Genomic DNA, 14,895 nt, shown 5'->3' with positions numbered 1-14,895 from the left:
GGACCGATGCCTCCCGGTCAGATCGGCGCGCCGATGATGCGCTCGATGATGGCAATGCCCCAGACGCCCCCCGCGATCACGATCGAAATCAGCACCGCCAGCGAGCCGCAATCCTTGGCGAGCTGGATGTCGATGTGGAACTCGCGGGAGATCGCGTCGCACGCCGCCTCGATGCCTGTGTTGAGCACCTCGACCAGGATCATCAGCAGAACCGCGCCGATCAGCAAGGCGTAGCCGCGCCAGGATACCGAGATGAACCAGCCGGCCGGCAGAGCGAGCACAAGCAGCATCAACTCCTGCTGGAACGCCTTTTCGTGAGCAGCCAGCTTGCGGAAAGCCCGCGCCGAATTGATGAAAGCGTCGATCAGCCGCTGCATGCCCAGCCCCGTTTCGAATCACCGTGAGGGGATATCGCAACAGCCGGATCAAGGGAATAAGGCAGGCGGCCCAAAAGTCACTCGACCGCGACCTTTATCGACGGCGTCGACTTGTCGAACTGCGGCAGGCCGTCGTCGATTGCATAATAGTCGCCCTTGTCGCCGACGAAGATGTGGCTTTCGGCCGAAAGCCCGGTCGGCTTGTCGAACGAGCCGGCCATGATGGAGATCGTGTCGAGCTCGTTGTGCTTCCAGAACAGCACCGAGCCGCAGCTGCGGCAAAAACCGCGTTTCGCTATGTCGGACGCGCCGTACCAAGCAAGCGCGTCGGCCCCCTCGATGTCGATGTCGGCGTCCCTCGAAGAAGTCGCTGCAACGAAATGGCCTGTTTGCTTGCGGCACTGCGAGCAGTGGCAATAGACCACCCCGCGCAACGCTCCTCTCGTCGTGAAGCGCACCGCTCCGCACAGGCACGATCCCGTGTGATTTTCGCCCATCCCCGGCCTCCTTCAACGCCATACGCCTCGATCGCGCCACACAAGATTCCAGTTTTGCGCTCTTCCGGCGCAGGCAAATGCGACACCGAAGCGGCGCGTTTCAAAAGCTGCGCCTGCACTGCAGTGCAACCTGAAGCAGCAAAAACGGTCTGGAAACGCCCGCCATTAAGGAAACTTTAGCGCAGCTGCATTTATGGTTCCTGCAGGCGATGGTCGTGTTGGGGACGCGGCCTAGCATCGCAATTCTGATTCGATCCCCGCATTGGCGGCTCCCGGCGGTGGCAGGTCTCCGGTCGCGCACTGAAGGGGGTAGTGAACAGACTATGCAGCCGGCAGCCGTCCCGAGCGACAGAAATGGCGACATCGCCAGCACCGTTGTGGCGACCATGCGCCAGCTCGGCCTGCTCGGCCTGCCGCGCAACTACGAAATCTTCTATGAAGCGCTGAGCGGCAGCAATCACGAGCTCAGCCTCGCTGTCGTCTCGTTGAGCAACCGCCCGACGCAAGAGGATCTCGATCGCATCGGACGCACCTTCTTCCCGCAGCACCACGGGCCTGCGATCGTCGAACACGCCCGCGAGGTGGTCGCCAAGGAGCTTGAGGACGTCGCCGCGCTGCTGCGCAGCGAGCGCAGCCATATCGAAAAGTACGGCCGCATCCTCGACGAGACGTCGAGCGGCCTGAGCAATCGCAGCCTGCTTTCCCAGGATCTGCTGCAAAAGATCGCCGGCGCGATGTCTGCCGCCACCAGCTCGACGCTGGATCACAACCGCCAGATCGCGAGCACGCTCAGCGAAAAGACGGCCGAGCTCGAGAGCGTCAAATCGAAGTTGGAGGAATACAAGCGGCTCGCCAATACCGATCCGCTGACGCAGATCTGGAATCGCCGCGCCTTCGACAAGGAAATCACGCGCATCTACAACAGCAACCGCGGTATCCTCTTCAACGCGCTCATCCTTGCCGACATCGATCGCTTCAAGGATATCAACGACCGTTACGGCCATCCGGTCGGCGACAGGATCATCCAGATCATCGCCGACATCTTCCAGTCCAGCATCCGCGCCGACATGTTCGTGGCGCGCACCGGCGGCGAGGAGTTCGCGCTGATCGTCGAAGGCGCCAGCGAGGACACCACCTATGAAATCGCCGAGCGCATCCGCGTGCTGATCGAACAGACGCCGTTCACAAGCACCCAGACCGGGATGAACTATGGCACGGTGACTGTCTCGATGGGCATTTGCATGGCTTCCGAGGCCGACACCCCCGAAGACCTCTACACCAAGGCCGACCGCGCGCTCTACCGCTCCAAGATCGGCGGCCGCAACCGCGTCACCAGGCATTCCACAATGGCCGGCCGTGCCGGCAAGGGCTGGCTGCTCTACAAGAAGGACTGAGGGCACATTGGACACCCTTTCCAAATGAATTTCTGTGGACTATATTTTCCACGGAAATGAAAGGGTGCGCTCATGCCACGTCCAGTCGCTGCCGCGACGGCGGCAGAAAATGCCGTCATCACCAAGGCCACGCTGCGCGCGGCCGACCTGCTCGAGATCACGGCGCGAACGCTTGCTCTGGTCATCGGCGTCTCTGAGGCGACGGTCTCGCGCATGCGCAAGCAGGAGTTCCTGCTCGAGCGCGGCACCAAGCCGTTCGAGCTTGCGGTGCTGTTCGTGCGGCTGTTCCGCTCGCTCGACGCCATCGTCGGCGGCGACGAGACGGTCGCCCGGGCATGGCTGAAGAACCCGAACACGGCGCTCGACGGCACGCCGCTCGAAAAAATCCTGACCATTGCCGGACTTGTCGATGTCATTGCCTACCTGGATTCCCGACGCGCTCTCGTCTGAGGCCGTCAGGCTCGAAGGCAAATATTGGCGGATGGTCGAGGCGCAGCATCGCGTCTCGACCCTGAAGCTCGTCGACAGGCTCGACGAGCAGGGCCTGCTCGAAGACCTCATCGAGGAAAGCAAGCCGCGGATCCCGCTGGAATGCCGCCATCTTCACTATCTTCTGGCGACGCCCTTCCGCTACGGCTCGATTTATCCGTACGGCTCGCGCTTCCGCCGCGCCGGCAAGACCAAGGGCGTCTACTACGCCGCCGAGACGGTGCTGACGGCAGTGGCGGAAATGGCCTTCTACCGCTTGCTGTTCTTTGCGGAATCGCCGCAAACGCAATGGCCGAACGACGCGGCCGAATATACCGCCTTTGCCGCGGCCATCAGATGCGAGAAGGCCGTCGACCTCACGCGGCCGCCGCTCGACCGCGACGAGAAGGCGTGGACGGATCCGACTGACTATGCCGCCTGCCAGGCCATCGCCGACGTGGCGCGCGAGGCGGGGATGCAGGCCATCCGCTACCGCTCGGCGCGCGATCCGAAGGGCGCCAACATCGCGCTCTTGACGTGCAGCGGTTTTGCCAAGGCCAAGCCGCTGGAGCCTCATACCTGGCGCATCCGCATCGGCTCGTTCGGGGTCCAGGCAATCTGCGAATTTCCAGACAGGCGGCTGGAATTCTCAAGGACGAGCTTTGTCGATCCGAGGCTGGCGAATATGCGCTGGGAGCGCGGGCGCTAGTTAAGCCAGAATGTTGACCGCACGCGCGGCGACCAGCGCGATCGTCAGCAGCGAGATCATTGCCTCGGCCATCATCAGGAGCTTGGCGCGCTGAGTGAGCGGTAATGTGTCGGTCGGCGAGAACGCCGTCGCATTGGTGAAGGCCAGGAACACGTAATCGACAAAGCCGGGCAGCCAGTCGCGGATCTCGCGATCGGACAGCGTCATCTGCGGGAACAGGAAATCGGCATGCGCGCGCTTGACCAGGCCGCAGGTCGGCGGGCCGCCGCGGTCGGTGCTCCAGAACCACAGCGCGAAGACGATGACGTTGGTGACCCAGATGTTGAGCGCGTCGACAAGCAGCGTCGTGCCGGCGCCGGCATGGCCTGCCAGCAGCTTCTGGACCAGAAAGACCAGCGAGCCGCAATTCATGATGCTGATGACGCCGGTCATGACCAAGGCGGTACGGCGGATGAAGACGCGAAACCGGCCGATCGCATACCAATGCTCGTGATCGACGGCCTTCTGAGTCGCCATTTGCGTCCAGGCCGTTGCGATCGACAAAGGCACGAGCAGCGCCGCCTCGATCGCAGGCGCGAGCCAGCGCGGACCGAAGGACAGGTCGTTGATGACCAGAAGCTGCAGGCAGATGACGACAAGCACCGCCGCCCGCGCCGACCAGAAGTCGATCGCGCGGTGATGAACGATGGCATGCTCGTGGCGCATGGGGGACCTGTGTCGTGTGCGCGGTTTTCGACCGCGGGCGACACCTCCACCTCAATCTTGGTCTTGCGATGGTCGCGTAACTATAAATTTTCGTAAGGTTTCGGCGGCCGGCGCCTCGCAGGATCGGCCCAAACGAAAAGGGCGTCGGACTTTGTCCGACGCCCCGGTTCGATCGCTGGCAAGCGGCTTAGGCGTTGGCGGCTTGCTTGTGCTGGATCGTATGGCTTTTCTTGAGCAGATCCGAGACCAGGAAGGCCAGTTCGATCGCCTGGTCGGCATTGAGGCGCGGATCGCAATGGGTGTGATAGCGGTCCTGCAGGTCTTCCGCCGTGATGGCCCGGGCGCCGCCGGTGCACTCGGTGACGTTCTTGCCGGTCATCTCGACATGGATGCCGCCCGGATGCGTGCCTTCGGCGCGGTGTACCTCGAAGAAGGTCTGCACTTCCTTCAGGATACGGTCGAACGGCCGCGTCTTGTAGCCGGCCGCCTCGATCGTGTTGCCATGCATCGGGTCGGAAGACCACACCACGTTGCGGCCCTCCTTCTTCACCGCCCGCACCAGCTTCGGCAGATGCTCGGCGACCTTGTCGGAGCCGAACCGCGCGATGAGCGTCAGCCGTCCGGGCTCATTCTCGGGGTTGAGCAGGTCGATAAGCTCCAGCAGGCCGTCCGGCGTCAGCGACGGACCGCATTTCAGGCCGAGCGGATTCTCGATGCCGCGGCAATATTCGACATGCGCATGGTCGGGCTGGCGGGTGCGGTCGCCGATCCAGATCATATGGCCCGAAGTCGCGTACCAATCGCCGGAAGTCGAATCGACGCGGGTCAGCGCCTCCTCGTAGCCGAGCAGCAGCGCCTCGTGGCTGGTGTAGAAATCGGTCTCGCGCAGCGCGAAATTGGTTTCCGACGTGATGCCCACCGCGCGCATGAAATCCATCGTCTCGGTGATGCGGTTGGCGAGCGATTCGTATTTCTCGCCCTGCGGGCTGTCGGCAACGAAGCCCAGCATCCAGCGATGCACGTTCTCCAGGCTGGCATAGCCGCCTTGCGCGAAGGCGCGCAGGAGATTGAGGGTCGCCGCCGACTGGCGATACGCCATCTCCTGCCTTGCGGGATCCGGGATGCGCGACGCGGCGTCGAACTCGATGCCGTTGATGATGTCGCCGCGATAGCTCGGCAGCGTCACGCCGGCCTTGGTCTCGCTGTCGGAGGAGCGCGGCTTGGCGAACTGGCCGGCGACGCGGCCGACCTTCACCACCGGCTGCGCGCCGGCGAAGGTGAGCACCACCGACATCTGCAGGAAGACGCGAAAGAAGTCGCGGATGTTGTCGGCGCCATGCTCGGCAAAGCTCTCGGCGCAGTCGCCGCCCTGGAGCAGGAAGGCCTCGCCGGCGGCGACCGCCGCCAGTTGCTTCTTCAGCTTGCGCGCTTCACCGGCAAACACCAGCGGCGGATAGGTGGTGAGCCGGGCTTCCGTGGCCTCCAGCGCCGCAAGGTCCGGATAGGCCGGAACCTGCTTGATCGGCTTTGCTCTCCACGAATTCGGCGACCATTTTGTCATCGCTGCACCCAAAACTCTTCAGAGCAATTCCAGGAAAACTGTGAACGGTTTCCGTCCGGAATTGCGTCAAAACAAACTGGCGAGCGGTCTCGCTCGCCATTCCCACCCCAATCAGAGGTCGCGGCTCCTTACACGAAGCCGATTTTCTATTCTAGCCGGGAATTTCAGCAGTGGCGAATGCCTTGAACTGCTCGGATGCCGGTCTGGAGCCGTCAGGCAGCTTTGTCGACCAGCCGCGCCAATTGAGTCATGACAACAGCCGAGCCGGCCAGCCGCTTCTCGGCATTCGGCCAGTCACGCATGAAGACGACGCTGTGGTCGGCCCTGATCTTGGCCAGCGAGCCCTGCTCGCCGATGAATTTGACCAGTCCGACCGGATTGGGGAATTCGCGCTTGCGGAAGTGGATGACGACGCCCTTGGGGCCGGCATCGAGCTTCTCGACATTGGCCTTGCGGCAAAGCGCCTTGATGAAGACGATCTTCAACAGATGCGTCACTTCTTCCGGCAGCGGCCCGAAGCGGTCGATCAGCTCGGCGCCGAAGCCGTCGATCTCCTCGGTGGTCTCCAAGTCGCCAAGGCGGCGGTAGAGCGCCATCCTGAGCTGCAGGTCCGGCACATAGCTCTCCGGGATCATCACCGCGGTGCCCACCGCGATCTGCGGCGACCAGCCGCCATCCAGCACTTCGCCGGAATCCTTCACTTCGGCCACCGCTTCCTCCAGCATCTGCTGGTAGAGCTCGAAACCGACCTCCTTGATGTGGCCGGATTGTTCCTCGCCGAGGAGATTGCCTGCGCCGCGGATATCGAGGTCGTGGCTGGCAAGTTGGAAACCAGCGCCGAGCGTATCGAGCGACTGCAGCACCTTGAGCCTGCGCTCGGCCGTATCGGTGAGCTTGCGGTTGGCCGGCAGCGTGAACAGCGCATAGGCTCGCACCTTCGAGCGGCCGACGCGGCCGCGCAACTGATAGAGTTGGGCCAGACCGAACATATCGGCTCGGTGGATGATGAGCGTGTTGGCGGTCGGAATGTCGAGGCCGGATTCGACGATGGTCGTCGACAGAAGCACGTCGTACTGGCCGTCATAGAAGGCATTCATGATGTCGTCGAGTTCACCGGCCGGCATCTGGCCGTGGGCGACCGCTACTTTCAGTTCCGGCACGGATTCTCTCAGGAAATCATGGATTTCGGCAAGATCGCTGATACGCGGCACGACATAGAAGGAATGGCCGCCGCGGTAGCGCTCGCGCAGCAGCGTCTCGCGGATGACCAGCGGATCGAAGGGCGAGATGAAAGTGCGCACCGCCATGCGGTCGACCGGAGGGGTGGCGATCAGCGACAGCTCGCGAACACCGGTCAGCGCCAACTGCAGCGTGCGCGGAATCGGCGTCGCCGAAAGTGTCAGCACATGCACGTCGTTCTTGAGCTCCTTCAGCCGCTCCTTGTGCTTGACGCCGAAATGCTGCTCCTCGTCGATGATCAGCAGGCCGAGATTTTTGAAGGAGATCGAGCTACCGAGCAGCGCGTGCGTGCCGACGACGATGTCGACCGTGCCGTCGGCGACGCCCTTCTTGGTCTCGGCCAGTTCCTTGGAGCCGACCAGGCGCGATGCCTGCGCGACGCGGATCGGCAGGCCGGAAAAGCGTTGCGAGAAGGTCTTGAAATGCTGCCGCGACAGCAGCGTCGTCGGCACCACGACGGCGACCTGGAACCCTTCCATCGCCGCGATGAAGGCGGCGCGCAGCGCCACTTCCGTCTTGCCGAAGCCGACGTCGCCGCAAACCAGCCGATCCATCGGCTTGCCGGCGCCGAGATCGTCCATGACGGAATCGATTGCCGTCTGCTGGTCGTCGGTTTCTTCATAGGGAAAGCGCGCCGCGAACTCGCCATAAAGGCCGTCGGCCGGAATCATGGCGGGTGCTGCGCGCATCTGCCGCTCGGCGGCGATGCGGATCAATTGCCCGGCCATGTCGAGCAGGCGCTTCTTCAGCCGCGCTTTGCGCGCCTGCCAGGCGCCGCCGCCGAGCTTGTCGAGTGGCGCTTCCGCCGAATCCGATCCGTAGCGTGAGAGGAGCTCGATGTTTTCGACCGGCAGGAACAGCCGGTCGTCGCCGGCATAGTGGATTTCGAGACAGTCATGCGGTGCGCCGACCGCTTCGATGGTGCGCAGACCAATGAATCGGCCGATGCCGTGGTCCGCGTGAACGACGATGTCGCCGGATGACAGCGACGATGCTTCGGCAATGAAGTCGGAGGCACGCTTTTTGCGCTTGGAGCGGCGGATCAGCCTGTCGCCTAGAATGTCCTGTTCGGCGACGACGACCATCCCGTCGGTCTCGAAGCCGGATTCGAGCGGCAGCACGGCAAGACCGGCCTGCCCCGGCTCGAGCTTTTCGACCTCGGAAAGAGTCGCCACCGGTTTCAGGTTGCCGAGATGATGCTCGGCGAGGATCTGGCCGAGGCGGTCGAGCGAGCCCTCGGTCCAGCCGGCGACGATGACGCGGCGGCGCGCGGCGCGCTCGTCGGCAATATGCTTCACCACCACGTCGAAGACATTGCTGTTCGGGTCGGCGCGCTCCTCGGCGAAGCTGCGGCCTTGCCGCGAGCCCGCATGGAAGACCTTCTTGCCGCCGACATCGGGTGCGTCGAAGACGGTGAAATCAATGTCCTCGCGCGGTCCGAGCGAGGCTTTGAGATTTTCCGGCGAGAGATAGAGCAGATCCGGCGCCACCGGCTTATAGGGCACGGCATCTTTCAGCGCGCCGTCAGCCTGCTTCCGCCGCGCCTCATAGTGATCGAGGATCAGCGTATGGCGCTCGGCCAGCGCCTCATGCGCGAGATGATCGAAGATGACAGGCGCGTCCGGCAGATAGTCGAACACCGTCTCCAGTTGCTCGTAGAAGAAAGGCAGCCAGTGCTCCATGCCGGCAAAGCGCCGTCCTTCGCTGACGGCTGCATAGAGCGCATCGTCGCGCGACGGCGCGCCGAAGGCTTCGATATAGGAGCGGCGGAAGCGGCTGATCGTTTCCGGCGTCAGCGCCACCTCGCTCATCGCCTGCAGCGCCATCGACTTGCGCTGGCCGGTCGTGCGCTGGGTCGCCACGTCGAAGACGCGGATCGATTCCAGCGTGTCGCCGAAGAAGTCGAGCCTCAGCGCCTCGCTCCAGCCGGGCGCGAAGAGGTCGAGAATGCCGCCGCGCACCGCGAACTCGCCGACGTCGCGCACGGTCGGCACGCGCTCGAAACCGGAATTCTCCAGCCGCGCGATCAGCACGTTCATGTCGATCTGGTTGCCGGGCTTGGCGTGGAAGGTCTGCGCCTCGATCAGTTCGGCCGGCGGAATGCGCTGCAAGAGCGCATTGGCCGTCGTGAGGATAACGGCGCGGTGCGGCTTTTTCGCCAGCGCAACGATGGCGGAGAGCGCGTCGAGGCGCCGCGCGGCGGCATCCGCGCCCGGCGAGACACGATCGTAAGGCAGGCAGTCCCAGGCAGGCAGTTCCAGAACCGGCAGGCCGGGAGCGGCAAAGGCGAGCGCATCGATGATCGCCGGCAGCCGCTGGCCGTCGCGCGCGACGAACAGCACCGGCTTGTCGGGCGCGATCTCCTGCGCCGTCCGCGCCAGCGCGAAAGCTTCGTAACCGTCGGCGACGCCATCGACGATGAACTGGCCGGCGCGGCCCTTCGGCAGGCCAATGAAGGGAATGAGACTCATGCTTCTTTCAAAATGTCATGGTCCGGCGCGACGCCAGGATCTTCTGCAGCACCGCGCAATCGATATCGGGCGGAACCGGGCGCTCGCCGGTGATCATCGGCAGGAATTCGGTGTCGGAGATTTCGAGGAGCTTTTCATATTGGTCGATTTCGTCGGCGGTCAAGGCGCCGATCTCGGCATCGGCGAAGGATCCCAGGATGAGATCCATCTCGCGCATGCCGCGATGCCAGGAGCGGAACAGCAGCTTGCGGCGGCGGACGTCCAGTCCCTCGCTTGATCGCTGTGTTCCGGTCATCGCGCTGCATCCCTGTTCGAAGCGGCGCATATAGCGTGGATAGCGATTGGTGTCAGCCTTTGCGCTGCGGCCTCCGCGACATAAGCTGACGAGATGCGTCCTTCCATCCTCGATCCCCTGTTCGTCCCGATCACCTCGCTCGCCGGCGTCGGCCAGAAGGTCGGGACCATGATCGAACGTGTCGTGCCGGCCGATCTCGGCGACCGCGCCGCGCGCGCCGCCGATCTTCTGTTCGTGCTGCCCGACACGGTTATCGACCGCCGCAATCGGCCTGGCATCGCGCTAGCGGCCGAAGGCCAGATCGTAACACTCGAGGTGCGGGTCGACCGCCACCAGCCGCCGCCGCGCGGCAACAGGTCCGTGCCCTACCGGGTCTACGCCCATGACGACACCGGCGAGATCGCCTTGACCTTCTTCCATGCCCATGCCGCCTATCTGGAGAAGATGCTGCCTGAGGGCGAGCGCGTCGTAATCTCCGGCCGCATGGAATGGTTCAACGGCCGCCCGACCATGGTTCATCCCGACCATATCGCGCCGCTCGACGAGGCCGAGGGCCTGCCGCTGGTCGAGCCCGTCTATCCGCTCACCGCCGGCCTGTCCGCAAAAGTGCTGCGCCGCGCCATCGGACAGGCGCTCGGCCGCTTGCCGGAACTGCCGGAATGGCAGGACGACGCCTTCATGCGCCGCCACACCTTTCCGTCCTTCGGCGATGCGCTCACCCGCATCCACTATCCCAAGGACCCGATCGACGTTGCCGTCGAGGGTGCGGCCTGGCGGCGCCTGGCCTATGACGAGCTCCTGGCAGGGCAGGTGTCGCTGGCGCTGGTGCGCGCCAGAATCCGCCGCCTTTCGGGCCGGCCGCTGGTCGGCGACGGGCGCGTTGTCGAGAAACTGCGCGCTGCCCTGCCCTACAAGCTCACCCCCAGCCAGGAATTCGCGCTCGGCGAAATCAACGCCGACCTGGCCGACCCCGAACGCATGCTGCGTCTGCTGCAGGGCGATGTCGGCTCCGGCAAGACGGTGGTCGCGCTGCTTGCCATGGGGCGCGCGGTCGAGGCAGGCGGCCAGGCTGCGCTGATGGCGCCGACCGAAATCCTGGCGCGGCAGCATCTGGCGACCATCGCCCCGCTGGCGGAAAAAGCCGGCCTCAGCGTCGCCGTCCTTACCGGCCGCGAGAAGGGCCGCGAACGCGCCAAAACACTGGAAGGCCTCGCCAGCGGTGCGATCGACATTGTCGTCGGCACGCACGCGCTGTTCCAGGAGACGGTGACCTTCCACGACCTCGTGCTTGCCGTCGTCGACGAGCAGCACCGCTTCGGTGTCCACCAGCGTCTCGCCATCACCGCCAAAGGCGACGCGCCCGATATGCTGGTGATGACGGCGACGCCCATTCCGCGCACGCTGGTGCTGACCGCCTTCGGCGACATGGATGTCTCGAAGCTCACCGAAAAGCCGGCGGGCCGCCAGCCGATACGCACCGTCACTTTGCCAATGGAGCGGCTGGACGAGTTGGTCGGGCGCATGGTCGACGCCGTCGCCGAGGGTCAGAAGATCTACTGGATCTGTCCGCTGGTCGAGGAATCCGAAGAGATCAAGCTGATGTCGGCGGAAGACCGCTTCACTTCGCTGAAGCCGCTCTTCGGCGAACAGATCGGCCTCGTCCATGGCCGCATGAAAGGGGCAGAGAAGGACGATGCGATGCGCGCCTTCAAGCAGGGCGAAACGCGCATATTGATCGCCACCACCGTCATCGAGGTCGGCGTCGACGTGCCGGACGCCACGATCATCGTCATCGAGCATGCCGAGCGCTTCGGCCTTGCCCAGTTGCACCAGTTGCGCGGCCGGGTCGGGCGCGGCGACAAGCCCTCGTCCTGCGTGCTGCTCTACAAGGATCCGCTCGGTGAGACGGCGAAGCGCCGGCTGTCAGTGATGCGCGAGACGGAGGACGGCTTCCGCATAGCCGAGGAGGATCTGAAGCTGCGCGGCGAAGGCGAACTGCTGGGCACCCGCCAGTCCGGCACGCCAGGTTTCCAGGTCGCGCGCATCGAGTTCCATGCCGACCTGCTGGAAGCCGCCCGCGACGACGCAAGGCTGATCCTGTCGCGCGACCCCGAATTGCAGTCTGGGCGCGGCGAGGCGCTGCGGCTGTTGCTCTACCTGTTCGGGCGCGACGAGGCGGTTCGGCTGCTGCGCGCCGGCTGAGCCGCGCCCAGCGCCGGATTGGCAAGCGGCCCTTCGATCGGCTCGCCGTTCAGCGTCACCAGCTTGGCCTTGACCTCCGGCGCCACCATGCCGGCCGAAACGATCAGCTTGGCGCCGTCCTCGATCGTCATGTCGAGCAGCACGATCTCGGATTTGTAAACATACATCAGGAAGCCTGTGGTCGGGTTCGGCGTGCAGGGCATGAACACCGCGATCAACGGATCGCCTTCCTGGTCGAGCTTCTGGTTGATCTCGGTTTCCTTCTCGCTGGCGACGAAGACCAGCGACCAGACTCCCTTGCGCGGATATTCGACCAGCCCGACCTGGCGGAACATGTCGCCCTTGTTTGACAGCACCGTCTCGAAAATCTGCTTCAGGGAGCGGTAGATACCGCGCACCAGCGGCATGCGGCCCAGCAGCCGCTCGCCGAAATTGACGATTGCGCGGCCGACGATGTTGGCCGTCATGAAACCGATGAACGTGATCAGCACCAGCGCCACGATCAGCCCGAAGCCGGGGACCGGAAACGGCAGATAGGTGTCCGGATTGTAGCGGGCGGGAATGTAGGGCTTCACCCAGGAATCGACCCAGCCGATGAGCGACCAGGCGATATAGGCGGTGATCGCCAGCGGCGCGCAGACGATGAAGCCCGTCAGGAAGTAATTCCTGAGCCGGGTCATGCCAGAGGTCTTCAGGGCGTCGGACATAGGATCACCGCGGCGCAGATTGCGGTTGAACTTTAGTGAACCGCAATTCGGTTTGGAACTGCGAAGTTTTTAAAGAGCGCTCTCTATGAAGCGGCTTTCAGCGTTCCAAATGGAAGCTCCTGCGTTCGCGACTGGCTGCAACACCCCTCCCTTCGTCATCCACGCGCGGAGCAAGGAGCGAAGCGACGCGGCGTAGACCCAGGATCCATTCCGCGACGCCCCTCGAGGAGTGAAAGGGCCATCGGCAAGCCATACTTCGAACTACGGTGCCCAAAAGAAGCAGTGACAGTGCTATTCCACCGTGACCGATTTCGCCAGATTGCGGGGCTGGTCGACATCGGTGCCCATGAACACCGCGGTGAAATAGGCGAGCATCTGGATCGGCAGCGCGTAGATGATCGGCGCGATGATCTCAGGTACTTCGGGCAGGATGATCGTCTCCATCGACTTGATGCCGGCCTGGGCCGCGCCCTTGGCGTCGGTGATCAGGATGATCTTGCCGCCGCGCGCCGCGACTTCCTGCATGTTGGAAACCGTCTTTTCGAAGATGCGGTCATGCGGCGCGATCACGATAACCGGCATGTTCTCGTCGATCAGCGCGATCGGTCCGTGCTTCAGCTCGCCGCCGGCATAGCCTTCGGCGTGGATGTAGGAGATTTCCTTGAGCTTCAGCGCACCTTCCATGGCTAGTGGAAAATTGGTGTCGCGGCCGAGATAGAGCACATCCTTGTAGCGGGACAGCTCACGCGAGATGCGTTCGATCTGCTCGTCGAGCTTCAGCACCTGTGTGGCAAAGCGCGGCGCCTCGGAAAGCTCCCGCACCAGCCGATTCTCCTCATCGCGCGAGATCGTCCCGCGCGCCACGCCGGCCCGCACTGCGAGCGAGGCCAGCACGGAGAGCTGGCAGGTGAAAGCCTTGGTCGAGGCGACGCCGATCTCCGGCCCGGCAAGCGTCGGCAGCACGACGTCGGATTCGCGCGCCATGGTCGATTCGCGCACATTGACGACCGCGCCGATCTTCATGCCGGCCTGGCGGCAGTAGCGCAGGGAAGCCAGCGTGTCGGCGGTCTCGCCCGACTGCGAGATGAAGAAGGCCGCGTCATTCGCTGACAACGGCATCTCGCGGTAACGGAATTCCGAGGCGACGTCGATGTCGACCGGCAGCCGCGCATAGCGCTCGAACCAGTACTTGCTGATCAGCCCGGCCAGATAGGCGGTGCCGCAGGCCGAGAGCGCCAACCGGCCGATCTTGGCAAAGTCGAAGGGCAGATCGAGCGGCCTCGACACGCCGGAGACGAAATCGACATAATGCGCCAGCGTGTGCGAGATCACCTCCGGCTGCTCATGGATTTCCTTTTCCATGAAATGGCGGCGGTTGCCCTTGTCGACCATGAAGCTGGTCGAGAGCGACTGCTGGCGCTTGCGGTCGACCTTGTTGCCGTCGGCGTCATAGATGGTGACGCTGTTGCGACGCACTTCCGCCCAGTCGCCATCTTCGAGATAGGTGACTGCGTTGGTGAAAGGCGCCAGCGCGATCGCGTCCGAGCCCAAAAACATCTCGCCGTCGCCATGGCCGACGGCAAGCGGCGGACCGTTGCGGGCGCCGACGATCAGATCCTCGTCGCCCTTGAACATGATCGCCAGCGCAAACGCGCCCGAGAGCCGCTTCAGCGCCTGGTGCGCTGCCTGGACCGGCTTCAGCCCCTTGGCGAGCTCCCGCGCGACCAGATGCGCGACGACCTCGGTGTCCGTCTGAGAGGCGAATTTGTAGCCATCGCGGGAGAGCTCGTCGCGCAGCTCGGCGAAGTTCTCGATGATGCCGTTGTGGACAATCGCGACGCCTTCGGAAAAATGCGGATGCGCATTGGTCTCGTTCGGCACGCCATGGGTCGCCCAGCGGGTATGGCCGATGCCGATCGTGCCTTCCAGCGGATCTTCTTTCAGCCGGCGTTCGAGATTGATGAGCTTGCCTTCGGCGCGGCGGCGGCCGAGCGTGCCATTCTCGATGGTGGCGACGCCGGCCGAGTCATAGCCGCGATATTCGAGCCGCTTCAGCGCATCGACGATCAGCGGCGCGACCTGTGAATGGCCGACAATTCCAACGATACCGCACATACGCTGCCCCCGATTCCCCGCGAAAACCCAGCGCTATTTACGGATGGCCGGCCTGCCGCGAAAGTCACTTTGCGTTTCGTTCGGTGTCACCCGGAACGGTTTTACGACTGATGCACCATGACACGCCGCGCTTGCAATCCGGTTACTGCAAATGG

The 14,895-nt window shown here is 63.9% G+C and carries 12 protein-coding genes; 4 read left to right on the top strand and 8 right to left on the bottom strand.

Going from position 1 to position 14,895, the window contains the following annotated elements:
* Nucleotides 1–17: 17 nt before the first annotated feature.
* Nucleotides 18–377, bottom strand: coding sequence for a diacylglycerol kinase (locus tag P9217_RS20775; protein WP_095802216.1), 360 nt, complete (start codon nucleotides 375–377; stop codon nucleotides 18–20).
* A 77-nt stretch (nucleotides 378–454) separates the two neighbouring features.
* A complete protein-coding gene (locus P9217_RS20770) occupies nucleotides 455–874 on the bottom strand; it encodes a GFA family protein (protein ID WP_095779305.1) in 420 nt (139 codons plus the stop codon).
* Nucleotides 875–1,197: 323 nt separating this feature from the next.
* Between P9217_RS20770 and P9217_RS20765 the strand changes: the two genes are divergently transcribed.
* The 3 genes from P9217_RS20765 (at nucleotide 1,198) to P9217_RS20755 (ending at nucleotide 3,445) form a co-directional block, all read left to right on the top strand.
* Entirely contained in the window at nucleotides 1,198–2,268 is a 1,071-nt protein-coding gene (locus tag P9217_RS20765) for a diguanylate cyclase (protein ID WP_278087436.1), read from the top strand.
* Nucleotides 2,269–2,340: 72 nt separating this feature from the next.
* Nucleotides 2,341–2,718 (top strand): antitoxin Xre/MbcA/ParS toxin-binding domain-containing protein, encoded by a 378-nt coding sequence (locus P9217_RS20760; RefSeq protein WP_066998964.1) that lies wholly within the window; start codon nucleotides 2,341–2,343, stop codon nucleotides 2,716–2,718.
* The gene (locus tag P9217_RS20755; RefSeq protein WP_066998946.1) at nucleotides 2,678–3,445 is read left to right on the top strand and encodes an RES family NAD+ phosphorylase; all 768 of its coding nucleotides are present in this window, start codon (nucleotides 2,678–2,680) and stop codon (nucleotides 3,443–3,445) included. The genes P9217_RS20760 and P9217_RS20755 overlap by 41 nt, the downstream gene beginning before the upstream one ends.
* Here P9217_RS20755 and P9217_RS20750 read toward each other — a convergent pair whose 3' ends face one another.
* The 4 genes from P9217_RS20750 to P9217_RS20735 form a co-directional block, all read right to left on the bottom strand.
* Nucleotides 3,446–4,150, bottom strand: a complete 705-nt coding sequence (locus P9217_RS20750) for a hypothetical protein (RefSeq protein WP_067000338.1) — start codon at nucleotides 4,148–4,150, stop codon at nucleotides 3,446–3,448. It lies immediately after the preceding gene.
* 187 nt (nucleotides 4,151–4,337) lie between these two features.
* Nucleotides 4,338–5,711, bottom strand: a complete 1,374-nt coding sequence (locus P9217_RS20745; protein WP_067328161.1) for a 3-deoxy-7-phosphoheptulonate synthase class II — start codon at nucleotides 5,709–5,711, stop codon at nucleotides 4,338–4,340.
* 212 nt (nucleotides 5,712–5,923) lie between these two features.
* Nucleotides 5,924–9,421, bottom strand: a complete 3,498-nt coding sequence (gene mfd / locus P9217_RS20740; protein ID WP_278087434.1) for a transcription-repair coupling factor — start codon at nucleotides 9,419–9,421, stop codon at nucleotides 5,924–5,926.
* A 7-nt stretch (nucleotides 9,422–9,428) separates the two neighbouring features.
* Nucleotides 9,429–9,716 carry a succinate dehydrogenase assembly factor 2 gene (locus tag P9217_RS20735; RefSeq protein ID WP_067328436.1) on the bottom strand — a complete coding sequence of 96 codons (288 nt, stop codon included), beginning with the start codon at nucleotides 9,714–9,716 and terminating at the stop codon, nucleotides 9,429–9,431.
* A 93-nt stretch (nucleotides 9,717–9,809) separates the two neighbouring features.
* Between P9217_RS20735 and recG the strand changes: the two genes are divergently transcribed.
* Nucleotides 9,810–11,918: an ATP-dependent DNA helicase RecG gene (gene recG / locus P9217_RS20730; protein ID WP_278087433.1), complete on the top strand. Its 2,109-nt coding sequence runs from the start codon at nucleotides 9,810–9,812 to the stop codon at nucleotides 11,916–11,918.
* On the opposite strand, the gene P9217_RS20725 is transcribed toward recG, so the two are convergent.
* A complete protein-coding gene (locus tag P9217_RS20725; protein WP_067000327.1) occupies nucleotides 11,870–12,625 on the bottom strand; it encodes a DUF502 domain-containing protein in 756 nt (251 codons plus the stop codon). The genes recG and P9217_RS20725 overlap by 49 nt on opposite strands.
* Before the next feature lie 291 nt (nucleotides 12,626–12,916).
* The gene (gene glmS / locus P9217_RS20720; protein ID WP_278087432.1) at nucleotides 12,917–14,740 is read right to left on the bottom strand and encodes a glutamine--fructose-6-phosphate transaminase (isomerizing); all 1,824 of its coding nucleotides are present in this window, start codon (nucleotides 14,738–14,740) and stop codon (nucleotides 12,917–12,919) included.
* Nucleotides 14,741–14,895: the final 155 nt, after the last annotated feature.

The organism is Mesorhizobium sp. WSM4989 (assembly GCF_029625795.1).
Classification (GTDB): domain Bacteria; phylum Pseudomonadota; class Alphaproteobacteria; order Rhizobiales; family Rhizobiaceae; genus Mesorhizobium.
The sequence above is the reverse complement of the archived record's forward strand: the minus strand, read 5'-3'. Positions and strand labels throughout refer to the sequence as shown.

What these genes read in the sequence shown, in the direction of transcription:
- P9217_RS20750 (WP_067000338.1), bottom strand. Translation starts at nt 4,150, where the DNA reads ATGCGCCACGAGCATGCCATCGTTCATCACCGCGCGATCGACTTCTGG.
- recG (WP_278087433.1), top strand. Translation starts at nt 9,810, where the DNA reads ATGCGTCCTTCCATCCTCGATCCCCTGTTCGTCCCGATCACCTCGCTC.
- P9217_RS20725 (WP_067000327.1), bottom strand. Translation starts at nt 12,625, where the DNA reads ATGTCCGACGCCCTGAAGACCTCTGGCATGACCCGGCTCAGGAATTAC.
- mfd (WP_278087434.1), bottom strand. Translation starts at nt 9,421, where the DNA reads ATGAGTCTCATTCCCTTCATTGGCCTGCCGAAGGGCCGCGCCGGCCAG.
- P9217_RS20765 (WP_278087436.1), top strand. Translation starts at nt 1,198, where the DNA reads ATGCAGCCGGCAGCCGTCCCGAGCGACAGAAATGGCGACATCGCCAGC.
- P9217_RS20735 (WP_067328436.1), bottom strand. Translation starts at nt 9,716, where the DNA reads ATGACCGGAACACAGCGATCAAGCGAGGGACTGGACGTCCGCCGCCGC.
- glmS (WP_278087432.1), bottom strand. Translation starts at nt 14,740, where the DNA reads ATGTGCGGTATCGTTGGAATTGTCGGCCATTCACAGGTCGCGCCGCTG.
- P9217_RS20770 (WP_095779305.1), bottom strand. Translation starts at nt 874, where the DNA reads ATGGGCGAAAATCACACGGGATCGTGCCTGTGCGGAGCGGTGCGCTTC.
- P9217_RS20775 (WP_095802216.1), bottom strand. Translation starts at nt 377, where the DNA reads ATGCAGCGGCTGATCGACGCTTTCATCAATTCGGCGCGGGCTTTCCGC.
- P9217_RS20755 (WP_066998946.1), top strand. Translation starts at nt 2,678, where the DNA reads ATGTCATTGCCTACCTGGATTCCCGACGCGCTCTCGTCTGAGGCCGTC.
- P9217_RS20745 (WP_067328161.1), bottom strand. Translation starts at nt 5,711, where the DNA reads ATGACAAAATGGTCGCCGAATTCGTGGAGAGCAAAGCCGATCAAGCAG.
- P9217_RS20760 (WP_066998964.1), top strand. Translation starts at nt 2,341, where the DNA reads ATGCCACGTCCAGTCGCTGCCGCGACGGCGGCAGAAAATGCCGTCATC.